The sequence below is a fragment of the Photorhabdus bodei genome (genome assembly GCF_003287735.1).
In the GTDB taxonomy this organism is placed as follows: domain Bacteria; phylum Pseudomonadota; class Gammaproteobacteria; order Enterobacterales; family Enterobacteriaceae; genus Photorhabdus; species Photorhabdus kayaii.
On the sequence record NZ_NSCM01000005.1, the window covers coordinates 182354 to 204992 of the forward strand.

27 protein-coding genes are annotated in these 22639 nt (G+C 42.7%); 24 read left to right on the top strand and 3 right to left on the bottom strand.

All coding sequences use genetic code 11. The features are described 5' to 3' along the window. Positions 1 to 98 precede the first annotated feature (98 nt). The 4 genes from CKY02_RS06215 to CKY02_RS06230 all read left to right on the top strand — a co-directional run bounded on the left by CKY02_RS06215 (position 99) and on the right by CKY02_RS06230 (position 5613). A complete protein-coding gene (locus CKY02_RS06215; protein WP_240002009.1) occupies positions 99 to 842 on the top strand; it encodes a fimbrial biogenesis chaperone in 744 nt (247 codons plus the stop codon). A gap of 23 nt (positions 843 to 865) precedes the next feature. Further along, positions 866 to 3361: a fimbria/pilus outer membrane usher protein gene (locus CKY02_RS06220; RefSeq protein ID WP_240002010.1), complete on the top strand. Its 2496-nt coding sequence runs from the start codon at positions 866 to 868 to the stop codon at positions 3359 to 3361. A gap of 27 nt (positions 3362 to 3388) precedes the next feature. Continuing rightward, a complete protein-coding gene (locus CKY02_RS06225; RefSeq protein ID WP_112894611.1) occupies positions 3389 to 4357 on the top strand; it encodes a fimbrial protein in 969 nt (322 codons plus the stop codon). Positions 4358 to 4602: 245 nt separating this feature from the next. Next, positions 4603 to 5613 carry a fimbrial protein gene (locus CKY02_RS06230; RefSeq protein ID WP_112894612.1) on the top strand — a complete coding sequence of 337 codons (1011 nt, stop codon included), beginning with the start codon at positions 4603 to 4605 and terminating at the stop codon, positions 5611 to 5613. 24 nt (positions 5614 to 5637) lie between these two features. Here CKY02_RS06230 and CKY02_RS25300 read toward each other — a convergent pair whose 3' ends face one another. After that, positions 5638 to 5805 (bottom strand): hypothetical protein, encoded by a 168-nt coding sequence (locus CKY02_RS25300; RefSeq protein ID WP_205068463.1) that lies wholly within the window; start codon positions 5803 to 5805, stop codon positions 5638 to 5640. On the opposite strand from CKY02_RS25300, the gene CKY02_RS06235 reads away from it, so the two are divergent. Then, positions 5785 to 6528, top strand: a complete 744-nt coding sequence (locus CKY02_RS06235) for a 4'-phosphopantetheinyl transferase family protein (RefSeq protein WP_112894613.1) — start codon at positions 5785 to 5787, stop codon at positions 6526 to 6528. The genes CKY02_RS25300 and CKY02_RS06235 overlap by 21 nt on opposite strands. A gap of 76 nt (positions 6529 to 6604) precedes the next feature. Here the strand turns inward: CKY02_RS06235 and hpaR are convergent, their stop codons facing one another. Together hpaR and CKY02_RS24400 are read right to left on the bottom strand one after the other, a co-directional pair. Then, positions 6605 to 7051, bottom strand: a complete 447-nt coding sequence (hpaR, locus tag CKY02_RS06240; protein ID WP_112894614.1) for a homoprotocatechuate degradation operon regulator HpaR — start codon at positions 7049 to 7051, stop codon at positions 6605 to 6607. A gap of 20 nt (positions 7052 to 7071) precedes the next feature. After that, the gene (locus CKY02_RS24400; RefSeq protein WP_162119821.1) at positions 7072 to 7224 is read right to left on the bottom strand and encodes a hypothetical protein; all 153 of its coding nucleotides are present in this window, start codon (positions 7222 to 7224) and stop codon (positions 7072 to 7074) included. Between the two features lie 322 nt (positions 7225 to 7546). On the opposite strand from CKY02_RS24400, the gene CKY02_RS06245 reads away from it, so the two are divergent. From CKY02_RS06245 to CKY02_RS06330, 19 genes are all read left to right on the top strand, one after another. Beyond that, positions 7547 to 8179 carry a fumarylacetoacetate hydrolase family protein gene (locus CKY02_RS06245; RefSeq protein ID WP_112894615.1) on the top strand — a complete coding sequence of 211 codons (633 nt, stop codon included), beginning with the start codon at positions 7547 to 7549 and terminating at the stop codon, positions 8177 to 8179. Continuing rightward, on the top strand, positions 8176 to 8937 hold the full coding sequence (locus CKY02_RS06250; protein WP_112894616.1) for a fumarylacetoacetate hydrolase family protein: 762 nt from the start codon (positions 8176 to 8178) through the stop codon (positions 8935 to 8937). The genes CKY02_RS06245 and CKY02_RS06250 overlap by 4 nt, the downstream gene beginning before the upstream one ends. Further along, positions 8937 to 10403 carry a 5-carboxymethyl-2-hydroxymuconate semialdehyde dehydrogenase gene (hpaE, locus tag CKY02_RS06255; protein ID WP_112894617.1) on the top strand — a complete coding sequence of 489 codons (1467 nt, stop codon included), beginning with the start codon at positions 8937 to 8939 and terminating at the stop codon, positions 10401 to 10403. The genes CKY02_RS06250 and hpaE overlap by 1 nt, the downstream gene beginning before the upstream one ends. A gap of 64 nt (positions 10404 to 10467) precedes the next feature. Further along, on the top strand, positions 10468 to 11346 hold the full coding sequence (gene hpaD / locus CKY02_RS06260) for a 3,4-dihydroxyphenylacetate 2,3-dioxygenase (RefSeq protein ID WP_112894618.1): 879 nt from the start codon (positions 10468 to 10470) through the stop codon (positions 11344 to 11346). A gap of 13 nt (positions 11347 to 11359) precedes the next feature. Next, positions 11360 to 11746 (top strand): 5-carboxymethyl-2-hydroxymuconate Delta-isomerase, encoded by a 387-nt coding sequence (locus tag CKY02_RS06265; RefSeq protein WP_112894619.1) that lies wholly within the window; start codon positions 11360 to 11362, stop codon positions 11744 to 11746. A gap of 2 nt (positions 11747 to 11748) precedes the next feature. Further along, positions 11749 to 12978, top strand: a complete 1230-nt coding sequence (locus tag CKY02_RS06270) for a Bcr/CflA family multidrug efflux MFS transporter (protein ID WP_193493072.1) — start codon at positions 11749 to 11751, stop codon at positions 12976 to 12978. After that, a complete protein-coding gene (locus CKY02_RS06275; RefSeq protein ID WP_112894620.1) occupies positions 12968 to 14440 on the top strand; it encodes an NAD-dependent succinate-semialdehyde dehydrogenase in 1473 nt (490 codons plus the stop codon). The genes CKY02_RS06270 and CKY02_RS06275 overlap by 11 nt, the downstream gene beginning before the upstream one ends. A 4-nt stretch (positions 14441 to 14444) precedes the next feature. Beyond that, positions 14445 to 15248 carry a 2-oxo-hept-4-ene-1,7-dioate hydratase gene (gene hpaH / locus CKY02_RS06280; protein ID WP_112894621.1) on the top strand — a complete coding sequence of 268 codons (804 nt, stop codon included), beginning with the start codon at positions 14445 to 14447 and terminating at the stop codon, positions 15246 to 15248. A gap of 11 nt (positions 15249 to 15259) precedes the next feature. Beyond that, entirely contained in the window at positions 15260 to 16066 is an 807-nt protein-coding gene (hpaI, locus tag CKY02_RS06285; protein ID WP_112894622.1) for a 4-hydroxy-2-oxoheptanedioate aldolase, read from the top strand. 96 nt (positions 16067 to 16162) lie between these two features. Then, positions 16163 to 17539: a 4-hydroxyphenylacetate permease gene (gene hpaX, locus CKY02_RS06290; protein ID WP_112894623.1), complete on the top strand. Its 1377-nt coding sequence runs from the start codon at positions 16163 to 16165 to the stop codon at positions 17537 to 17539. Positions 17540 to 17564: 25 nt separating this feature from the next. After that, positions 17565 to 18455 carry a 4-hydroxyphenylacetate catabolism regulatory protein HpaA gene (hpaA, locus tag CKY02_RS06295; RefSeq protein ID WP_112894624.1) on the top strand — a complete coding sequence of 297 codons (891 nt, stop codon included), beginning with the start codon at positions 17565 to 17567 and terminating at the stop codon, positions 18453 to 18455. Between the two features lie 407 nt (positions 18456 to 18862). Then, positions 18863 to 19045 carry a hypothetical protein gene (locus CKY02_RS25160; protein WP_146747393.1) on the top strand — a complete coding sequence of 61 codons (183 nt, stop codon included), beginning with the start codon at positions 18863 to 18865 and terminating at the stop codon, positions 19043 to 19045. A gap of 16 nt (positions 19046 to 19061) precedes the next feature. Then, positions 19062 to 19373, top strand: coding sequence for a YjeO family protein (locus CKY02_RS06300; protein ID WP_112894625.1), 312 nt, complete (start codon positions 19062 to 19064; stop codon positions 19371 to 19373). Between the two features lie 263 nt (positions 19374 to 19636). Beyond that, the gene (locus CKY02_RS06305) at positions 19637 to 20116 is read left to right on the top strand and encodes an Hcp family type VI secretion system effector (RefSeq protein WP_036779293.1); all 480 of its coding nucleotides are present in this window, start codon (positions 19637 to 19639) and stop codon (positions 20114 to 20116) included. A 2-nt stretch (positions 20117 to 20118) separates the two neighbouring features. Continuing rightward, positions 20119 to 20985, top strand: coding sequence for an RNase A-like domain-containing protein (locus CKY02_RS06310; protein WP_112894626.1), 867 nt, complete (start codon positions 20119 to 20121; stop codon positions 20983 to 20985). A gap of 4 nt (positions 20986 to 20989) precedes the next feature. Next, positions 20990 to 21307, top strand: coding sequence for a contact-dependent growth inhibition system immunity protein (locus CKY02_RS06315; protein ID WP_112894627.1), 318 nt, complete (start codon positions 20990 to 20992; stop codon positions 21305 to 21307). An 86-nt stretch (positions 21308 to 21393) separates the two neighbouring features. Continuing rightward, the gene (locus tag CKY02_RS06320; RefSeq protein ID WP_112894628.1) at positions 21394 to 21687 is read left to right on the top strand and encodes a contact-dependent growth inhibition system immunity protein; all 294 of its coding nucleotides are present in this window, start codon (positions 21394 to 21396) and stop codon (positions 21685 to 21687) included. Positions 21688 to 21813: 126 nt separating this feature from the next. Continuing rightward, positions 21814 to 22134 (top strand): contact-dependent growth inhibition system immunity protein, encoded by a 321-nt coding sequence (locus CKY02_RS06325; RefSeq protein WP_112894629.1) that lies wholly within the window; start codon positions 21814 to 21816, stop codon positions 22132 to 22134. A 105-nt stretch (positions 22135 to 22239) separates the two neighbouring features. Then, positions 22240 to 22491, top strand: coding sequence for a hypothetical protein (locus CKY02_RS06330; protein ID WP_146747394.1), 252 nt, complete (start codon positions 22240 to 22242; stop codon positions 22489 to 22491). Positions 22492 to 22639: the final 148 nt, after the last annotated feature.

The window sequence follows — 22639 nt, forward strand, 5'->3', positions numbered from 1 at the left end:
TATTAAAGCTAACTTAACAAAATATTATTTATACCTTATGGATTTCAAGATGCATCGCGGCGGCAAGGGAGCGAATCCCCGGGAGCATAGATAACTATGTGACCGGGGTGAGTGAGTGCAGCCAACAAAGAGGCAACTTGAAGGATGACAGGTATATAACTAAAGGAGTAAAAATGCTTCGCTTTATTACTCCCTTTTTACTTGTCTTTTTTATGGGACAAGTACAAGCAGGGATTACTTTAGGCGGAACTCGCCTGATCTATAATGGCTCACAAAAAGAAGCCACAATTTCTATCACCAACTCGGATACGGAAAGACCTTATCTTGTCCAGTCGTGGGTAGATAATATCGATAACAGTCAAAATAAAGTACCGTTCGTTATTACTCCGCCATTGTTTAAGATGTCGAAAGAGAGCGAACACCAGATCCGTGTTTCATATATCGGCAATCATTTGCCTGCGGATCGGGAATCGATATTTTTACTCAATGTCAATGCGATTCCGGCAGTTGAAAAAAATGACAATAGTAAGATGATCATCACGATAAAAAATATTATCAAATTGATTTATCGCCCATCAGGGTTATCTGATAACGATGCTAATGATGCCATTAATCGTTTGGAAGCCTCACGTAATGCCAGTGGTGTTCAATTAACTAACCCCACAGCTTATTACGTTAATCTTAATGAGATGAAAATTGACGGAACATTAATACCTAGACCCGGATTTATTCCCCCTTTTAGTCATAAGGTATTTTCAACCCAAAATGGCATAAAAAGCGTGACTCTGACTGCTATCAACGATTACGGTGGCACAACAGAAGAGCGCCGGTTTAATTTCTGATAATATTGTCTGATGAGTGTATTGTGAAAAAAATAATCAGTTTTGCTTTAATGATTTGTTGTTTATCGTTGCCAGCATATGCAGAGCTGTATTTCGATATCAATGCATTACAATTATCAGACGAAGACAAAGAAAATATTAATCTGGAGAGTTTGGCAAAAACGGACTCCCACATTCCAGGCGTCTATAAAGTTAATGTTATCGTCAATAAACAGGATATCGGCATTAAAAGCCTATCCTTTATTGAGTGTGGAAATAAACTTTGCCCTGAATTATCTATCAGTTTATTGAAAGAAATCGGGGTAAAAACAGCAAGTTTCCCAGAATTAGCATCCCTTGCTGAACAAGAGATCATTTCTCAACCGGAGAAATATATTAAACAGGCGTCAGCAGAACTGGATTTAAGTGCTTTGACATTGATGTTGAATTTTCCACAAGCGGCCATGCAATCGCAAATCAGGGGAGATATCTCTCCTGATCAATGGGATGATGGTTTGCCTATGTTTTTCACCAATTATCATCTGACAGGAATGCAATCCTGGAATAAAAATCAAAGTGAACAGAATCAATATCTGAATTTACGTAGTGGCTTTAATTTAGGTCCGTGGCGAATTCGCCATAATAGTTACTACAACCATACAGGTACAACATCTGAATGGAAATCGCTTAAAGCCTATGCTGAACGGGATATTCGTCCATTGAGATCTCGGCTGGTATTGGGTGAAACATCCACCGATAGCATGGTATTCGATAGTTTCACTTTTAATGGCATTAAATTGATGTCTGATAGCCAAATGTTGCCCGATAGCCAGCAAGGGTTTGCGCCTGTTGTCCGCGGTATTGCGATGACTCACGCAAGAGTAGAAGTGCACCAGAAAGATAATATTATTTATCAGACTTTTGTGCCACCGGGCGCTTTTGAAATTACCGATATTTACCCCAGTAACCTGAATGGTGATCTGGAAATATCCATTTATGAAGAAAATGGCAATGTCAGAAAATTTACTCAGCCCTTTGCTGCCTCACCATTGATGATCCGTGCCGGCCAAATAAAATATTTTGCTAATATCGGTAAATTCAGCGGTGGCAAACAGGCTAGTAAAAAAAGATTTATTCAGACAGAAGCGATTTACGGGTTATGGGATAGCACCACCATTTATGGTGGGGTTATTGTTTCTTCTGACTATCAAAGTCATGCATTAGGTTTAGGACATAATTTAGGGAAAATTGGCGCGGTATCAATCGATGTCACCAATGCAGCAACTCATTTCCCAAATGGAGAAAAGAAAAGCGGGCAATCTTATCAGATACGCTACAGTAAAGGTTTTACTGAAACCAATACAACAGTGACATTGGCGGGTTATCGCTACAATACCAATGGTTATTACAGCTTTAGCGATGCCAATAATAACTATACCAATAATAACCACCAATTTACGGATAATAACAGAAATAGCGCGCCTAAAAACCGGATGCAAATAACGATGGGTCAAAGCTTAGGGCAATATGGCAGCCTTTCATTATCGGCCTGGCAACAAGATTACTGGCAAGATAAAACCCGTAAGAATCAGTCATATTCTATGTCCTATAATACTAATATTCATGATATCTCTTTGTCATTGAGCTATAATTACCACCGTAATCTCTCAAACATTAATAACGATCAAGTTTTTTCATTCAATATCAGTATTCCTCTGGATAAATGGCTGCCATCAGATAATCACAGCGCATCGGTAGATTATGATACCGCTTATAACACCAACGGTAGCAGCCAGCATTCAATGACATTATCCGGCTCTTTACTGGAACAACAAAATCTGAATTATATGATTTCTCAGGATTACAGCTACGAAAAATCAGAGAAAGAAAAACAATCAGGTAATGCCGCCAGCCTATATTACCGAGGTTCATATGGTTCAATTAATGTAGGCTATACCACTGATCATAGAAAAAATCAGCGGGTTAATTATGGATTGGAAGGAGCAATTATTGCCCATCCCTATGGCGTTACCCTAGCGCAAAATATTAGCGAAAGCGGCGCCAGTGCCTTAATTCGCGCCCCCGGGGCAACCAATGCCAAGGTACTAAATAATACCTCTATCAGTACAGATTGGCGGGGATATACCGTTGTGCCTTATATATCGCAATATCGGGAAAATATGTTATCCCTTGATACCAATACATTCGGTGATGACGTAGATATTGATAATCCAACCACTAAGGTCATTCCAACCAAGGGGGCATTGGTATTGGCGGATTATTCTATTCGTGTTGGTCATCGAGTATTTTTAACTTTACAACATAACGGTAAGAAACTTCCATTCGGCACAGTAATCACGGGCCCAAATGGTGTCAATGGTATGGTGAATGAAAAGGGCGAAGTTTTCCTAAGTGGTGTGAGTGACACAGCAAAATTAACAGCCGATTTAGGCGATAAACAAAGCTGTCATATTCAATTCGATAGTAAATTATATCAAAAAATTAATGGTATTATTCTGACTTCATTGCGTTGTCGGTGATTAAAGTAGTATTTATTCAGGGAAAGCATGAAAAATAAATTAATTACATTAACAATATTATTACTAATACTACTCAACATTACAAAATCAATTGCCTCATGTAAATTACACAGAGATTTTAAAGCGATTGATTTAAATGTTGAGATAAATGAAATTATCAATGCAGACTATAATATCCGAAGATCTATTACCATCGCTGAATACGGTCCTATGGAGCTGGCTAACAAAATAGGAATTAAAGCCGATTCACCCATTGCTAGCTGTGATAATAATGAAGATATATCTTTCGCAACAACATCAGGTAGAATAGGATTCTCTAAAGAGAGTGGTAGGATAAAAACCAGTGTAGATAATTTATATTTTTCTATATCTTATGATGGAGATGGGAAGGGTAGCTCTCATGATGGCATCAATAGAAAAATAACGTTAAGAGATATCGGTAAAATAACAATTAATCTTATTCAAACGAGTGATATCAAATCAGGCTCCATACTAAGAAGAGGGTTGATATCTTCTTTATCAACAAGTGATGGTAAAAAATTAATAAATATCAAATATAACAAAGACAATATAATTGGCAGTCAAAGCTGTATGACATCCACACCCTATAAAGAAATAAAACTTGGAAGGATTAATACCTCTTCATTTAAAGGGAAAGGCTCTACTGCTGGCCGTAATAACTTCCATATTCTCATTCAATGTAAAGATAAAAATATCCCCACGATTAAGTTCACAGGAGAAGTAGTGAGTCCAAGCCTAAATAGCATTGTTAAACTACACCAATACAGCGAGGGAAAAACCGCCAGAGGTATTGGTGTTCAATTGTTACATAACAATAACCCTGTTGATATGGATACATCTCTTACTATAACTGAATGGGGAGGTGAAAAAGATCTTTATTATTTACCGCTTACTGCCCACTATTACCAAATAGATGATAAAGTAACCGGCGGAAAAGCTAACGCAACAATACATTTCACATTTGAATACAAATAGCTTTACAAACCATCTAATTTGACTTAAATTATTAACATCACGATAACATGAGAAAAAAGAGAAATTTTCCTCAGTGATGTTAATAATACAGCAGAATTAAAACCTGATTTAGACACTAAATAAAGCGTCCATATTAATTTCACTAATAAATTATATCGGAAAAATAATGGCGCTACTCTCGCTTCGTTGTATTATTAATAAATCGCGTTATTAGTAATTAAGAATAAATCTCAACAGGCATAGATATGAAATCTTATTTACGGTTATTAATTTCTGCTGTTTTACTGTTTAATATCAATAAAATACATGCTGCTTGTATTTCAGAATCCACAACGGGTAACGGCACTGTATATTTTGACTTAAGTTCACTTAAATTAAACTTAAATACATCAAACACTAAAAGTATTCATGTCGCCAGATTCAGTGCTGAACAGTTAGCTAGCAGTATGGGGCTCAACATAAATGATCCTCTTTTTTCATGTGATGACAACGGATATTTGGTTTTTGGTGAAAGTGTTTATCCTGGCATGGCAGGTAATACGGAGCACGGGACCGGAAAGTTAACAACAGGCATAGAGAATCTCTATTTATATTTTGTTGCTCCTACTGGGAACCTAAATAATATGAAATATCCCACAACGGATGGCAGAAGTTATATCTATTACCCACCAGAAAAGAAAAAAATCACCTGGAAAGATATCGGTGATATTGATGTTTATCTCTATAAAGAAGGCGCAATTAAATCGGGAAGATCATTACATGCTGGAATAATTTCCCTATTACAAACATCGAACGGCATCCGTCTAATAACAATAAGAAACAAAACAAGATATCATGTTACTGCTCAAGGCTGCATGGCGTTATCTGGCGATCAAACCGTTAGATTTCATGATGTTTATAGTTCTTCGTTTAAAGGAAAAGGAACCACTGCCGGCCATGCTGATTTTAATATCGGCATTGAATGTACAGAAAAAATCGAACCTACCATTACATTTTCAGCAAGAACAATCAGTGGCGCCCCAGAGAGTATTATTCAATTAAACAGAGCTAATGCAGCGAATACAGCAAAAGGGGTTGGTGTGCAAATCTTATATATGGGAACACCCGTTCCTATTGGAAAACCATTTGTCGTCGGTCATTCTGACAGGAATGCTCGTTATAATTTACCTTTCATTGCCCGCTATTACCAAACCGATGATAGAATAACAGGCGGAAAAGCTAACGCAATAGCACATTTTACCGTTCAATATGAGTGATATTAAGTATATACCTTATGGATTTCAAGATGCATTGCGGCGGCAAGGGAGCGAATCCCCGGGAGCATAGATAACTATGTGACCGGGGTGAGTGAGTGCAGCCAACAAAGAGGGCAACTTGAAAGATGACGGGTATAGACTGTAGGATATTTTATTATCAGGATAATTAACATGGAACAGACAGTTATACACACCAATCAAGCGCCGCTGCCAGAATATGACAACGGATTTATCACTCAAATCGAGTATGGAACGGTTGTTAAACACCCCCAAGTGCATTTCTGGCAAGCTCGCTTTGAACTTTCACATTATCACGATGAATTGTTCAATCAATTAAATCTCCCCTTCCCTGCTACATTAGCTAAAGCCGTCAAGAAGCGGCGGGCTGAATATCTGGCGGCACGTTATTGCGCCAGACAACTTTTAGCGCAATTAGGGCAACCAGCATTTAATTTGATCTCTGGTAATGATCGCGCCCCAATCTGGCCACAGAATATTTGCGGTTCTGTTTCTCATTCATCTCATTGTGCAATTGTACTAGCGGCACCGCAAATTCATAACCGATTAATTGGTGTCGATGTAGAAGCTATCGTTGATCGTCAAAATATAGATGAAATCACAAAAATGATTGTGAATGACAGGGAAATTCAACTTCTGAAACATTGTCATTTACCACTTGAACAAGCGTTTACCCTTGCCTTTTCTATAAAAGAGAGCTTATATAAAGCGCTATATCCACAAGTAAAACGGTTCTTTGGCTTTGAGGCGGCGGAGATTATTGACCTATCACTTGAAAATAATGAAATAACATTAGCGTTGCAGGAAACACTCACTCCTCATTATCCGTCTGGCACAATATTCCGTGGGCAATTTATTATCTATCCACAGGAAATATTAACGCTAATTATTCAATAGATAAAACTGATAATTGCTGATTCTGCTCAGCAATTTCACTATTGTTCATTACCATCATTTTCAATAAAGATTCTATTTACTTAATATCCCTTTCCGTATTCATCAGTGAGTTCTTACCAACAGCAATTAACTCCTCCAACAACGCTGAAAGCTGAACCAGCTTTTCCGGCGAAAAGGCTTTTTCAATCGCCTGATATCCTTGTTCTACCTGCTCTTTCGCCTTTTCATAAAGTTTCTGACCATCCGGTGTTAAAGAAACATAAAGTTTGCGCTGGTCATTCATCGGTTTAAGACGAAAGATCAAGCCATCACGCTCCATGCGAGTCAATATCCCAGTCAAACTTGGACGAAGAATACAGGTCTGGCAAGACAAATCATAAAAATCAATTGACCGATTACCAGACAGTACACGAATAATACGCCACTGCTGTTCAGTCAAATTATGACTCTTAAGGATTGGGCGGAAAAAACCCATCGCGGTTTCTCGCGCTTGAAGTAATGCAATTGTCAGAGATTCATGCATGGGTAATGAAGGCTCACTGATTACTCTTTGTTGAAAGTACTATACCCGTCATCTTTCAAGTTGCCTCTTTGTTGGCTGCACTCACTCACCCCGGTCACATCATTATCTATGCTCCCGGGGATTCGCGCCCTTGCCGTCACGATGCATCTTGAAATCCATAGGGTATATCTCACTCTATAACCACAATAAAAAAGACTAGCACGTCCCTCAGTCAACCACAAAGAAAAAATCATAAAAATATTAATAAGTAAATAAAAATAAACTCTTAAAATTAGGTTAATAAAAGGTTAATACAGAAGTAAGCATTTTATCCATAAAAAGATTAATATATTGATTAATAATGATAAAAAACAAATTTAGTGGAGATATTGTTACTGAGATCACAATTAAAATTAACAAACACATTAACATATTGCAACAACGCGCCCTGTAGCTTATTAATATATTAATAAATGCATCTTAAAACCGCCCGTTTAAGTTTATGAGGAATCGTTAATGAAAGGCACTGTCTTCGCCGTAGCCCTCAACCACCAGAGCCAGGTAGATTTCTGGCATGGCTCATTTCAGCAAACACCTTATAACACGCTGCCTAAGACACCAGTATGGTTCATTAAACCACGCAATACCGTTATCACCTCCGGTGAAGCGATTCCCCATCCGGTAGGTGAAGAGGTTCAAAGCGGTGCGACGCTGGCATTAATAATAGGTAAAACCGCCCGCAAAGTTGTTATCGAAAACGCAGCGGAATATATCGCAGGTTATGCATTAGCTAATGAAGTCAGCCTGCCTGAAACCGCTTTTTATCGTCCGGCAATTAAAGCTAAGTGTCGTGATGGTTTTTGCCCCATAGGCCAAATGATCCATCCTAAATCCATTGATGCGTTAGATATCGTTACCGAAATCAATGGTCAGGAAGTTGATCGCTGGTCAACAGCCGATCTGGTGCGTTCAGCCACGGAATTAGTTGCAGCATTGAGTGATTTCGCAACCCTTAAAGAAGGGGATGTGATCCTGCTTGGAACGCCACACCAACGCGTGGCTATCAAACCGGGCGACAAAGTTGTTATTCGGGCAGCGGGTTTCCCATCACTGGAAAATCAGGTTGTGCAAGTGGGAGAAAAAGCATGAAACACGCAAGAGTTCACTATCAAGGCCGCGATTTGCTTGTTACCGTCGATGAACAGGAAAATGTCTGCCTGCCTGATGGCAGTAAAATCACCGGCGAATCCGTTCAATGGCTGCCACCCGCAAACGGTACCCTGTTTGCCCTCGGTTTGAATTATGCAGATCACGCCACTGAGCTGGAATTTAAGCCCCCCAAAGAACCACTGGTTTTTATCAAGGCCGCCAATACGCTAACCGGTCATCGTCAGGTTTCCGTTCGCCCTGATAATGTGGAATATATGCATTATGAAGCCGAGCTGGTTGTTGTCATCGGCAAAACCGCCTACAAAGTCGCTAAAGAACACGCGATGGATTACGTTGCCGGGTACACCGTCTGTAACGATTACGCAATCCGTGACTATCTGGAAAACTACTATCGCCCTAATCTCCGGGTAAAAAGCCGCGATACACTGACCCCCATCGGTCCGTGGTTCGTCGATAAAGAAGATGTACCCGATCCGCATAATCTGACATTAAGCACCTGGGTTAATGGTGAATTGCGTCAACGCGGCACAACCGCTGATTTGATCTTCAATATTCCATTCTTGATCGCTTATCTAAGCGACTTTATGACGCTGCAACCGGGAGACATGATCGCCACCGGCACGCCAAAAGGATTATCCGATGTGGTGCCGGGAGATGAAGTTATTGTTGAAGTTGAAGGTGTAGGGCGTCTGGTCAACCGTATTGTCAGCCAGCAAGAGTATGAGGAGAGTCTGTAATGACCATGATTAACCATTGGATCAACGGCAAAAACGTCAGCAGTAAAACCTATTTTGAAACCACAAACCCGGCTACCGGCGAAGTGCTGGCAGAAGTCGCTTCCGGCGATCAAGAAGAGGTTGATCAAGCCGTTGCCGCCGCGAAGGCAGCCTTTCCCAAATGGGCGGATCTGCCGATGAAAGAGCGTGCACGCCTGATGCGCCGTTTGGGTGAACTGATTGATGAGAATGTGCCTGAAATCGCCGCAATGGAGACCAAAGATACCGGTCTGCCCATTCATCAGACACAAAATGTCCTGATCCCTCGCGCTTCTCACAATTTCAACTTCTTTGCTGAGATTTGTCAGCAAATGAACGGCCGTACCTATCCCGTTGATGACAAGATGCTCAACTATACATTGGTGCAACCCGTCGGTGTTTGTGCGCTGATTTCTCCGTGGAACGTGCCATTTATGACCGCCACCTGGAAAGTTGCCCCCTGTTTAGCACTAGGTAACACCGCAGTGCTGAAAATGTCAGAGCTCTCCCCATTAACCGCAAACCGTTTAGGAGAATTGGCACTGGAAGCGGGTATCCCTGCCGGTGTGCTGAATGTGGTTCAGGGATATGGCGCTACCGCTGGTGACGCGCTGGTGAAACATCACGATGTACGGGCAGTTTCGTTTACCGGCGGCACAGCAACCGGCCGTCAGATTATGAAAAATGCCGGCCTGAAAAAATATTCAATGGAGCTCGGGGGTAAATCTCCGGTTCTGATCTTCGAAGATGCGGATATTGAACGGGCACTGGATGCCGCCCTGTTTACCATTTTCTCTATCAACGGTGAACGTTGTACCGCAGGTTCACGTATTTTTATTCAGCAAAGTATCTACCCTAAGTTTATTAAGCGTTTTGCTGAACGCGCTAATCGTTTACGAGTAGGTGATCCACAAGATCCAAACACTCAGATCGGCGCACTTATCAGCAAGCCGCATTGGGAGAAAGTCTCCGGTTACATCCGTCTGGGAATAGAGGAAGGTGCAACACTGCTGGCTGGTGGCCCGGACAAGCCCATCGATTTGCCGACACACCTGAAAGAGGGCCATTTCCTACGCCCAACGGTGCTGGCGGATGTTGATAACCGTATGCGAGTTGCTCAGGAGGAGATCTTCGGCCCTGTCGCTTGTCTGCTGCCATTCAAAGATGAAGCGGAAGGTCTGCGCCTGGCAAATGACGTGGAGTACGGTCTGGCCTCTTACATCTGGACGCAGGATGTCAGCAAGGTATTGCGTCTGGCCCGTAATATCGAAGCCGGCATGGTATTCGTCAACACCCAGAACGTCCGTGACCTGCGTCAACCATTCGGCGGCGTGAAAGCCTCCGGCACCGGCCGTGAAGGCGGTGAATACAGTTTTGAAGTATTTGCCGAGATGAAAAACGTCTGTATCTCTATGGGGGATCATCACATCCCGCGTTGGGGAATCTAACCGTTTCATCAGCGTTAACCACGGCGAATTACAGCTCGCCGTCCTGATATCAAATGAGGATTTTATGGGTAAGTTAGCGTTAGCAGCCAAAATTACACATGTGCCATCCATGTATCTGTCTGAACTACCGGGGAAGCATCATGGTTGCCGTCAGGGAGCGATTGATGGTCACAAAGAGATCAGTCGCCGTTGTCGCGAAATGGGTGTCGATACCATTATTGTGTTTGATACGCACTGGTTGGTGAATAGTGCCTATCACATCAATTGCGCCGACCATTTCTCCGGCATTTACACCAGTAATGAATTACCCCACTTCATCCGGGATATGAGCTATGAATATGACGGCAATCCTGAATTGGGACAAATGATCGCAGAAGAAGCACGCAATGTCGGCGTACGCGCTCAAGCGCATGAAATCCCAAGCCTGAAACTGGAGTATGGCACGCTGGTTCCAATGCGTTACATGAACAGTGACCGACATTTTAAAGTTGTCTCGGTCTCCGCATTCTGCACCGTTCATGCTTTTGAAGATAGTCGTCGTCTTGGGGAAGCGATTCTGACAGCGATTGAGAAATATGATGGCACTGTGGCGGTACTCGCCAGCGGTTCCCTTTCTCACCGCTTTATTGATGATCAACGCGCTGAAAAGGGCATGAATAGCTACACCCGAGAATTTGATGAACAGATGGATCATCGGGTGGTTCAACTTTGGAAAGAGGGCAAATTCAAAGAGTTCTGCAAGATGCTGCCGGAATATGCAGATTATTGTTATGGCGAAGGCAATATGCACGACACGGTGATGTTATTAGGCTTACTCGGTTGGGATAAATATGACGGTAAAGTGGAATTTCTGACTGAACTGTTTGCCAGTTCCGGTACCGGGCAAGTCAACGCTGTATTCCCTCTGCCTGATTACATCACCAATAAACCCGCTATCGACTGATTTGGAGCAACCTATGCCACATTTTTATGCTGAATGTACGGAAAACATCCGTGAACAAGCCAATCTGCCAGAGTTGTTCGCCAAAGTGAATCAGGCGCTGGCAGATACCGGCATTTTCCCATTAGGCGGCATACGCAGCCGTGCCATCTGGCTGGATACCTGGCAAATGGCTGACGGTCAACATGATTACGCATTCGTCCATATGACACTGAAAATCGGCGCAGGACGCAGCCTCGAAAGCCGTCAACAGGTTGGTGAGATACTGTTCCCTTTGATCAAACAACATTTTGCCTCGCTGATGGCCCAACGTTACCTTGCCCTCTCTTTTGCGATGGAAGAATTAGACCCGGTATTGAACTACAAACAAAACAACGTCCACGCCTTGTTTCGTAAGGAGTAGTGATGCCGAAGCCCTTTCATCCGCATCCTCCTCGCTGGTTAATCCCTTTATTAGGTGCGCTAGTGGCCTTCGGGCCTCTGTCGATTGATATGTACCTGCCAGCCTTGCCGGAAATGGCAAGGCAATTACAGGCAACACAAGGGCAGATGCAACATACCTTGGGCGCATTTTTCGCCGGTTTCTGTATCGGTATGCTGTTATACGGCCCACTGAGCGACCATTTAGGGCGCAGAAAACTGCTGCTCAGCGGTATCGCATTATTCGTCGTTGCCAGTGCGTTGTGTACCTTGGTGACACAAGTTGAACAGCTGATTTTACTACGCGCATTACAGGCATTTGGCAGCGGTGCCGCTGTAGTCATGGGCAGAGCTATCGCCCGTGATATCTATGGTCCACAGGAATTACCACGCGTGCTATCACTCATGACTTTAGTGACCATGATAGCGCCACTTATCGCCCCATTACTTGGTGGCTTACTGTTAACCTATTTCAATTGGCAAGCCATATTTGCGCTATTGGGCCTGTTCGGTTGTATCTGTGGAATATTATTACTATTTTTCTTGCCAGAAACGCTGCCCGCTCAGAGTAACAATGGAAAACTTATCACCGCTTTTAAAAATTACGGCAAGTTACTGACTGACGGTGAAGCTATGGCAACTATCGGCACATTGGCATTCACTTGTGCCGCTATGTTCGCATTTATCAGTGGTTCCCCTTTCGTCTATATCAACTATTTTCAGGTTCCGGCGAATTATTATGGGTTACTGTTCGCCTGTAATGCACTCGGCATGATGGCAATAGTGCTGCTCAATGTCCGTTTACTAAAAGTCTACGATCTTTCTCGTCTGTTATTTATCCAAACCAGTACTCAATTACTGTTTGGCATCTTACTGGTTATTTTTTATCAGCAAAGTCTGGCGGTGATCGTCATTTTGGTCGTACTGTTTATCTCGCTGGTTAATGCCATTGGTACTAACAGCCTCTCTTTATTACTTCAACATCGCGGTCAACTTGCCGGCAGCGCCAGCGCACTCGCTATTTCCGCACAATTCGCCATGGCAGCACTCGCCAGTGTTGCCGTCTCTTTACTCCAAGATGAAACCCCTTTTGCTATGGCTCTTGTAATGACGGTTTGTGCTGGATTGTGTTGGTTATGCCAACAGCTAGCCACTTTCTACCAACGAAAACCTCTCACACAAGTGTCTTCAGGAGAAAAAAATCATGACAAATAATGTAAATACCGAATTACTGCGTCAACAAGCTTATATCAACGGGCAGTGGGTTGATGCCGACAACCAAGCAACTTTTAAGGTGACTAACCCGGCAAATGGCGAAGTTATTGCCCACGTCAGTAATATGGGGGCGGCCGAAACAGAACGCGCAATTGCAGCCGCTCAGCAAGCCCTGCCCGCCTGGAGAGCCATGACAGCCAAACAACGCAGCCAGATCCTGCAACATTGGTTTCAGTTAATGCTGGCAAATCAACAGGCACTGGCTGAATTGTTGAGCCGGGAGCAAGGGAAGCCACAGACAGAAGCCATGGGCGAGATCGCTTATGGTGCCAGTTTCATCGAATGGTTCGCGGAAGAAGGTAAACGTACCTACGGTGAAACCATTCCAAGCCCATTACCCGGTCGCCGGATTGCCACGATCAAACAACCTATTGGCGTTGTGGCGGCCATTACACCGTGGAACTTCCCCAACGCCATGATCACCCGCAAGGTTGGCCCTGCTCTGGCAGCGGGCTGCACGGTGATCCTAAAACCCGCCTCGGAAACCCCACTTTCCGCTCTGGCTCTGGCCGCGCTAGCGGAACAAGCCGGCATTCCCGCAGGGGTATTCAATGTGGTGACTGGCGTCGATGCGAAAACCATCGGCGGGGTTATGACCCAAAGCCCGATTGTTCGCAAACTCTCTTTTACTGGTTCAACCCGTGTCGGTAAGCTCTTGATGGCACAAAGTGCCGACACCGTGAAAAAGCTATCACTGGAATTGGGCGGCAATGCGCCATTTATCGTTTTTGATGATGCTGATATTGATGCCGCGGTACAAGGAGCGTTGATAGCTAAATTCCGCAACAGCGGTCAAACCTGTGTTTGCGCTAATCGAATTTTGGTGCAGGAAACCATTTATGACACCTTCGCCGAACGTCTGGCACAAGCCGTTAATCGGTTGCAGGTTGGCCCGGCCAACGATGCCAAATCACAACAAGGCCCACTGATCAATCAAGCCGCCGTCGATAAAGTCGAGGAACATATCAACGATGCCGTTTCTCGTGGCGCGCGCATATTAGCCGGAGGTAAACCACACGCTCTTGGCGGTCTGTTCTTCGAACCTACCGTATTGGCTGATGTCAATAAATCCATGCTTATCTCCCAAGAAGAAACGTTCGGCCCTATTGCTCCCCTGTTCAAATTCCGTGATGAAGCAGAAGCCATCCATCTGGCAAATGAGACTGAATTTGGGCTGGCGGCTTATTTTTATTCCCGCGATATCGGCCGGATCTACCGTGTGGCAGAAGCACTGGAGAGCGGCATGGTCGGGATCAATGAAGGTTTGATCTCTAATGAAGCCGCCCCATTTGGCGGTATTAAACAATCGGGCCTGGGACGTGAAGGTTCTCGTTACGGTATCGAAGATTATCTGGAAGTGAAATACCTCTGCTTTGGCGGCATAGAGGACACAGGAGTTTAACCGCATGTTACAGAAAGAAGTCGTATCACAGGTTGCACATCGTCTGCATCAGGCAGAAAAAAGCCGTGAACAAATACGCCAGATCTCATTGGATTACCCTGAAATCACCATCGATGATGCTTATGCTATTCAGCGTCACTGGGTGGAGTTGAAAATTGCCGAAGGTCGGGTACTCAAAGGCCATAAAATTGGCCTGACCTCAAAAGCCATGCAAGCCAGCTCACAAATCAGTGAGCCAGATTATGGCGCTCTGCTGGACGATATGTTTTTCCCTGATGGCAGTGATATTCCATGTGATCGCTTTATTGTGCCCCGTATTGAGGTCGAGCTGGCATTCATTCTGGCAAAACCTTTATGTGGCCCGAACTGCACACTGTTTGATGTTTACAACGCAACCGATTACATCATTCCAGCGTTGGAATTGATCGACGCCCGTTGCCATAACATCGATCCGGAAACCAAGCGTCCACGCAAAGTGTTCGATACGATTTCTGACAATGCCGCCAACGGCGGCGTCATTATGGGCGGCCGCCCAATTAAACCCGACGAGTTTGATCTGCGCTGGATCAGCGCCCTGCTCTATCGCAATGGCGTGATTGAAGAATCCGGTGTCGCGGCTGCGGTACTTAATCATCCGGCTAACGGTGTCGCATGGTTGGCAAACAAACTGGCCCCACATGGTGTTCAGCTTGAAGCAGGACAAATCATTCTCAGCGGCTCTTTTACCCGCCCGGTTCCAGCCAATAAAGGGGATACCTTCCATGTGGATTATGGCCCCATCGGTGCTATCAGTTGCCGTTTTGTTTAAGGAGGAAAAATATGGATCGGTTAACCAATAAATTTAAACAAGCATTAAAAGCAGGCCAGCCACAAATCGGTCTATGGTTGGGGCTTTGTAACCCCTATAGTGCTGAATTAGTGGCCGGAGCCGGTTTCGACTGGCTACTTATTGATGGCGAACATGCACCGAACGATGTTCAGACGATTTTAAGCCAATTGCAAGCCATCGCCCCTTATCCAAGTCATCCCATTGTGCGCCCGCCCTGGAATGATCTGGTCATCATTAAACAACTACTGGATATCGGTGCCCAAACGTTATTAATCCCCATGATACAAAACGCCGAGCAGGCTTACGAAGCGGTTCGCGCAACCCGTTATCCACCGGCGGGTATCCGTGGTGTGGGCAGCGCTCTGGCAAGAGCTTCCCACTGGAACAGAATTCCTGATTATTTGCATCGCGCCAATGATGAAATCTGCGTTCTGGTTCAGGTAGAAACCCGTGAAGCACTCCGTAACCTGCCGGAGATCCTCAAAGTAGACGGTGTGGATGGTGTTTTTATCGGTCCGGCGGATCTAAGTTCCGACATGGGCTTTACCAATAATCCGCAACATCCTGAAGTGAAAGCCGCAATTGAGCAGGCAATCGCCCAAATCAAAGCAGCGGGTAAAGCGCCGGGCATTTTGATGTCAGCACCCAATGTTGCCGAGCATTACCTGAAACTCGGCGCTCTATTCGTTGCTGTTGGTATTGATACAACTTTACTGGCTCGGACAGCGGAAGCACTGGCAGCACGATTCATCGCGAATAAAGATCTGCCGGCAACACCTTCACCCGATGTTTATTAATCTCAGCAATCACAATTTAACAACCGATTTACTCAATAAGCTTTTAATTTCCTAAACAACGTAATACACATAAAACAGTAATTAAGGAAAATGATAATGAGCGATTCATCAACTGCCGTGCAACAGCCGGAGCTTCCGGTTGGTCAACATAAACCGCTAACGGCACAACAGCAATCCGTCATTAATAAGCTATTCCGTCGCCTGATTATTTTCCTGTTCGTCTTATTTGTATTTTCGTTTCTGGATCGAATTAATATCGGGTTTGCCGGCCTGACAATGGGTAAAGATCTTGGACTGAACGCAACCATGTTCGGTCTGGCGGCAACGCTGTTCTATGCCACTTATGTTATCTTCGGTATTCCTAGCAATATCATGCTTAGCATTGTCGGAGCGCGACGCTGGATAGCCACGATTATGGTGCTCTGGGGGATCGCCTCCACTGCCACCATGTTCGCCACCGGACCAACCAGTCTGTATATCTTGCGTATGCTAGTCGGTATCGCCGAAGCAGGTTTCGTGCCGGGTATCCTGTTGTATCTGACTTACTGGTTCCCCGCTTACTATCGCGCCCGTGCCAACGCGCTGTTTATGGTGGCAATGCCAGTGACGATGGCGTTTGGTTCTCTGGCTTCCGGTTATATTCTGGAAATGGATGGCCTCATGAACCTTCACGGCTGGCAATGGTTATTCTTGCTGGAAGGTTTTCCTTCGGTATTACTGGGAATTGTCGTTTGGTTCTATCTTGATGACTCACCCAAACGAGCTAAGTGGCTGACAGATGAAGACAAAAAATGCTTACAAGAGATGATGGATAACGACCAGCCCGCTCTGGTTCAACCGGCAAGCTCATCAACTTATCAGACAATGCAAAAACACAGTATATGGCGTGAGATTTTCGCGCCGATCATGCTGATGTATACCTTGGCCTACTTCTGTCTAACCAATACTTTGAGTGCGATTAATATCTGGACGCCACAGATTGTGCAAAGCTTCAATCAGGGCAGCAGTAACATCATGATCGGCATTCTGACCGCTATTCCTCAGTTTTGTACCATCATCGGGATGGTTTACTGGAGTCGCCGTTCAGACCGGTTACAAGAACGTAAAATGCATACGGCGCTACCCTATCTGTTCGCCGCTGCGGGCTGGATATTGACCTCATTGACTCACCACGGTGTCATTCAGCTCACTGGGATTATTATGGCTTCAGCCGGTTCCTTTACCGCAATGGCGGTCTTCTGGACAACGCCGGATCAAGCTATCAGTTTACGCGCAAGAGCGATCGGCATTGCAGTTATTAGCGCTACAGGTAACATAGGTTCAGCACTCAGCCCGTTATTAATCGGCTGGCTGAAAGATCAGACAGGAAGCTTTAATACCGGGCTCTATTTTGTTGCCGGATTGCTGGTCGTTGGCGCAGCCGTTATTTGGCTGATCCCAATGAAACACGCGAGACAGAGAGCAGCACCGTAATTTTCAATAAAAAGGAAAAACCATCATGGCTGAACCTATCATTGCCAACATTGATATCAGCAAGGATTATGATGAAACCCAAGGCACTGATGATGTGCATTATCAGACCTTTGGCCGGATGGCGGCATTTTTTGGTCGTAATATGCAAGCTCATCGTCACGATGGTTTCTTCCAACTTCATTTTTTGATCACCGGCCATATTGAATTACAGTTGGATGCTCAACACTATTCTGTACAGGCACCGCTGTTTATCCTGACACCGCCCTCCGTTCCCCACGCTTTTTTCACTCAAGATGACAGTGACGGATATGTCCTTACCGTACGGCAAGATCTGATATTACCGTTATTGGAATCACTCTATCCGGCTAATAAAGATATTCTTGATATTCCGGCTATTTGCTTATCCGTCGCCGATAAACCGGAAGAACTGGCCGCTTTTAATCACTATTGGGCGTTAATCGCCCGCGAATCATCTAATAACTTTATCGGTCGAGAGCAATCGCTGACATTCTTGGCACAAGCTATATTTACCCTGTTATTGCGCAATATTCCTCTTGATGATCACCCGGTGAATGGCGTGCGAGGAGAAATTAAATTGTTTCAGCGCTTTAACCAATTAATAGACAATCATTATCATCATCATCTTTCCGTACCGGAATATGCTCATAAGTTAGATATTACAGAATCGCGGTTAAAAGATATGTGCCGTCGGTTTACCAACCGTCCACCGAAACGACTTATCTTCGACCGTCAACTGCGTGAAGCCAAACGGCTATTATTATTCAGTGATTGTCCAGTATTTGAAGTTGCTTATCAGCTCGGATTTAAAGATCCAGCCTATTTTGCCCGCTTCTTTAATCGATTAGTTGGCTGCTCACCTAGTTATTGGCGAGAAAGAAATATTCACGAAAAATAAATATCCATGCTAATTATACCAAGCCCGGCATTTTATTCTGTTTGTTCAGCAAACCTCGTGCTATTAATTCTTGCTAAACTGACTCATTTTTATTACAAAATCTCTTCCAAGAATTAAAATTCTGAATATACTGAGATTCTGTAACTTACTGGAACTTTTTGAAGGATAAATGATGGCAACCGGAGTGCCTATATAAATAAATTTATTTAAGAAAAGGAAACACAACATATGCAAAGCCTTCACTATACGGCAGATAAACTCAGATCCTCCTGTTTTGGCACCACCGATTTCATACGTTATATACCCTATGGATTTCAAGATGCATCGCGACGGCAAGGGAGAGAATCCCCGGGAGCATAGGTAACTATGTGACCAGGGTGAGCGAGTGCAGCTAACAAAGAGGCAACTTGAAAGATAACGGGTATAAATGGCTATCCAACAATCTACATGATGTAAATAGTCAAAATTATTTATGGGCACACGGAATACCCCATGTACAATACAATAAGAAATTAATAACAAAATCTGCCCACCCCAAAAAAACACCTGTTTTATTATTTGCAGGATTAAAACCAAGACAACGCATTTAATCGTGAGAATTTCAGAATGAGCAAATCAGCTATAGTTTTAAATATCACTTATGCTATCTTTTGTGCGTTATTTATATATATGATGTCATACTTAGAAGAAAAGCATTATATCGGTGGTCAGGATATAGATAATCTCTGTACTGTTTACAGAGAGCTGATAGATGATAATCGCGATGTATTTGCTCCAACATGTTTACTGATTATGTCACCCTTAATTTATGCAACCATGAAGAAAAGATTCAAATCACTTTCTCTTAATGTCATTACATTTGCTTTGCTAGGATACTGGATGTGGCGGTTTTTTATCAGATTAATCGTATGCGTTTAGCATAGTTTCAAATTATTCGGGTAGCGGCCACTGGGTGTTACCTGAATGTCAACTCACGCTATGCGATTGTTACAAATACGACACTTTAACAGTTCAGATTTTTACGTTGCTCTTAATACTTTGATACCCTATTTCTAAGTATTTAGTTTTTATTAAATTATTCCTCTTACAAATGTAAATTATCTTAAATTTATAAATTTTTGATTGCTTTTTGCACACACCCTACAGCAGGATAAAAAAAGCACATTAGAGGAGCAACCAGTATGGCAAATATCATTTATTTAACATTGAAAGGCAAAAAACAGGGGCTAATCTCCGCTGGCTGCGGCTCCTTAAACTCCATAGGAAATAATTACCAGCACGGCCATGAGAATGAAATTTTTATTTACTCGCTTCAACATTTAATGACAAGGGAACAACACGTATCCCATCATCCGGTTATGGTAGTAAAACCCATCGATAAATCTTCGCCTTTATTGGCGCGAAGCTTCGATGACAATGAAGAGCTGGAATGTTTATTTGAAAATTATCGCACATCACTAACCGGAGGATTAGAAAAAAACTATTCTATCAGGCTAGGCCACGCCTTGATATCCAGCATAAAAAGCAATTATCCGCATTCCAGAGACAGTAATGCCAGCGTACCACAGGAAATCATCTGTTTTACTTACAAAGATATCACGTGGAACAATCTTGCTTGTTCAACCGGTTCTTATAGCTTCTGGGATGACAGGATTTATTGACGATGAATAATGCCACTTATTTAACTGATACTCCCGTTGATTCAGAATCTGAGAATGGATTACGAATTGTTTTATCACCTGTGCAACTTGCGGCGATCCTGTCGGATAATACCATTACCGAGGAAGAGACTTGGAGTAACAGAATATTAGGTGGAGCGGGTTTAGCGGCAGGAGTCGTTGAACTGATTGGCGCTGGCGCTCTTTGTCTGGCGCCCGATCCTTCAACCCTAACCAAAGCTGCCTGCGTTATTATCGGCGCGCACAGTCTTGACGTAATGAATGCTTCTGCCAGTCAAATAATTACCGGCAGAGAAACCATGACGGAAACTTATCGCGAGGCGGTAAATTTAGCAAAAGAATTTGGGGCTGATGATTACACCGCTTCTGAAATAGGGCTTACTGTCGATATTGCTGTACCATTGTCATTTGCTTCAATAGCGGGCGCTGTTAGAGTTGCCTCTGTACGAGTAGGACGAATTAAGTTAATTGAACATGAATCACCTACAGGTTTAAAACTCGGTGGACATACTTTGGCTAAACATGTTGGGTTATCGGAGCAGGAATTGAGGGCGAGGCTAGAAAGTAACAAAACGATATCTAGAGCAAGTACTTTTTACAGCCAAGATGTGGCAGAGCAAGTGATTTCGGAAGCTCTAAAAGCAAATAGAATACACTTAGAGAATTGGGCTAAATATGTCCCTCCAACAGTATCTGCACCTATTGAATACATTTCAAGTACCTCTATTGGTTTTGGTGTTACTAAAGGATCTAAATATGTAGAAAAGTTATATAAAGTCAGGGTTGTTCTAAGGTATTCTGAATACAATGGTAAACCATTTTATATATTAACAGCATTTCCAAAGGGCTAATGTAATGACCGGACAATATCCATTTCTAGATATTTTAATGCATGCTTATTTTAATCAGGACTTCGATATAATATCAGGTCCCAAGCTTGATGATGTTATCAATGATTTTCTTCATGTCGCAACTCTGGGAATGATAAAAGGGTTAATAGAAGAAATCAATGATCTTATTGACATTTCCGAAGATGTAGAGAGCACATTTGATTATCATTACCATGATGCTGACGTTCTCCCAGAATGGTGGGGTATGACAGCACTTGAGTTTTTAAAGCATGTGTCAAAAAAGTCACAAGATTATTTAAACGAGCATACTGAACAAGATTAGTAATTAAGGCGTTATGAATTTAACGACAAACAATATTATATATTAACAGCATACCCAAAATTTGATTAAAATTCGTGGAGAAGAAAATGGAACTAAATCGTTTAATGTACGCCTACTTCAATCAAGACTTTGATATAATATCTGGCCCTGAGCTTGATGATGTTATAGATGATTTTTTTAGTAACACAAGCAATAGAATCAAAAGAGAAGTCATAAAAGAAATCAACACATTCATATGTAATTCCGAAGATATAGAGAAAGAATTTTACTTTATCTATTCTGATGCTGACGTTTTCCCTGACATATGGGGCCTCACAGCGTTTAAATTTTTAGAGCACGTGTCAAAAAAAGCACAAGATTACATAGATAAAGACGAGTAACTAAAAATTTTTTCACATAGCAACAAACAAGGAAGTTTAATCAATAAGAATAGTTTATATATTTCAAGTAATTCTGTTGATTTCGGTTACTAGGAGATCGCAATAATATGAAAGGCCACAATTAAAATGACCGGACAATATCCATTTCTAGATATTTTAATGCATGCTTACTTTAACCAAGACTATGATATAATATCAGGTCCCGAGCTTGATGATGTTATCAATGATTTTCTTAATGACGCATCTCAGGGAATGAGAAAAGGGTTAATAGAAGAAATCAACGATCTTATTGACTCTTCTGAAGATGTAGAGAGCACATTTGATTATCATTACCATGATGCTGACGTTCTCCCCGAAGGGTGGGGTATGACAGCACTTGAGTTTTTAAAGCATGTGTCAAAAAAGTCACAAGATTATTTAAACGAGCATACTGAACAAGATGAGTAATTAAATTATTCTTAAATGAAGAAATAAAGAGGTTAAATATAATGGAAATGAGAGAACAATTGCAGTACATAGATAAGCTGACAAATGCTATTGATAGGAATGATTTTGAATCATTTCAAAAAAATATTCAATGAGCTGCAAGGGAATTATCTTAATATTGCACCGCCAATGTTATTGGAAAATATTAATCATCTTATCCGTGGCGCTAACAATATAAAAGGATGTTTTAGAACTCATTATTATGGCACAGCTAATCCACAGTTATTGGAAACTATTTCCGCCGTATTAGAACATCTGAATCAGTCATCAAAAATAATGCAAAGTTATATAAACAAACACCATGAAAAGGATAAATAAATCAACCTTTAATCCATAAAACCGTCATTCCGCACCGTATTTCTGATTTAAAAATAGTGTGATCTTACACAGGTTTTTTGTATTGATGATATCAGTGGGGTTGACGGTAATCGCCAATTTTGATCTATTACTTTTATTTACCGGAAAG

Excerpts from the sequence above, each read along its gene's own strand:
- hpaR (WP_112894614.1), bottom strand. The coding sequence starts at position 7,051 with ATGCATGAATCTCTGACAATTGCATTACTTCAAGCGCGAGAAACCGCG.
- CKY02_RS06315 (WP_112894627.1), top strand. The coding sequence starts at position 20,990 with ATGACCGGACAATATCCATTTCTAGATATTTTAATGCATGCTTATTTT.
- CKY02_RS06250 (WP_112894616.1), top strand. The coding sequence starts at position 8,176 with ATGAAACACGCAAGAGTTCACTATCAAGGCCGCGATTTGCTTGTTACC.
- hpaD (WP_112894618.1), top strand. The coding sequence starts at position 10,468 with ATGGGTAAGTTAGCGTTAGCAGCCAAAATTACACATGTGCCATCCATG.
- hpaH (WP_112894621.1), top strand. The coding sequence starts at position 14,445 with ATGTTACAGAAAGAAGTCGTATCACAGGTTGCACATCGTCTGCATCAG.
- CKY02_RS06245 (WP_112894615.1), top strand. The coding sequence starts at position 7,547 with ATGAAAGGCACTGTCTTCGCCGTAGCCCTCAACCACCAGAGCCAGGTA.
- CKY02_RS06235 (WP_112894613.1), top strand. The coding sequence starts at position 5,785 with ATGGAACAGACAGTTATACACACCAATCAAGCGCCGCTGCCAGAATAT.
- CKY02_RS06310 (WP_112894626.1), top strand. The coding sequence starts at position 20,119 with ATGAATAATGCCACTTATTTAACTGATACTCCCGTTGATTCAGAATCT.
- hpaX (WP_112894623.1), top strand. The coding sequence starts at position 16,163 with ATGAGCGATTCATCAACTGCCGTGCAACAGCCGGAGCTTCCGGTTGGT.
- CKY02_RS06305 (WP_036779293.1), top strand. The coding sequence starts at position 19,637 with ATGGCAAATATCATTTATTTAACATTGAAAGGCAAAAAACAGGGGCTA.
- CKY02_RS06320 (WP_112894628.1), top strand. The coding sequence starts at position 21,394 with ATGGAACTAAATCGTTTAATGTACGCCTACTTCAATCAAGACTTTGAT.
- hpaA (WP_112894624.1), top strand. The coding sequence starts at position 17,565 with ATGGCTGAACCTATCATTGCCAACATTGATATCAGCAAGGATTATGAT.
- CKY02_RS06275 (WP_112894620.1), top strand. The coding sequence starts at position 12,968 with ATGACAAATAATGTAAATACCGAATTACTGCGTCAACAAGCTTATATC.
- hpaI (WP_112894622.1), top strand. The coding sequence starts at position 15,260 with ATGGATCGGTTAACCAATAAATTTAAACAAGCATTAAAAGCAGGCCAG.
- CKY02_RS06300 (WP_112894625.1), top strand. The coding sequence starts at position 19,062 with ATGAGCAAATCAGCTATAGTTTTAAATATCACTTATGCTATCTTTTGT.
- CKY02_RS06270 (WP_193493072.1), top strand. The coding sequence starts at position 11,749 with ATGCCGAAGCCCTTTCATCCGCATCCTCCTCGCTGGTTAATCCCTTTA.
- CKY02_RS06230 (WP_112894612.1), top strand. The coding sequence starts at position 4,603 with ATGAAATCTTATTTACGGTTATTAATTTCTGCTGTTTTACTGTTTAAT.
- CKY02_RS06265 (WP_112894619.1), top strand. The coding sequence starts at position 11,360 with ATGCCACATTTTTATGCTGAATGTACGGAAAACATCCGTGAACAAGCC.
- hpaE (WP_112894617.1), top strand. The coding sequence starts at position 8,937 with ATGACCATGATTAACCATTGGATCAACGGCAAAAACGTCAGCAGTAAA.
- CKY02_RS06325 (WP_112894629.1), top strand. The coding sequence starts at position 21,814 with ATGACCGGACAATATCCATTTCTAGATATTTTAATGCATGCTTACTTT.
- CKY02_RS06225 (WP_112894611.1), top strand. The coding sequence starts at position 3,389 with ATGAAAAATAAATTAATTACATTAACAATATTATTACTAATACTACTC.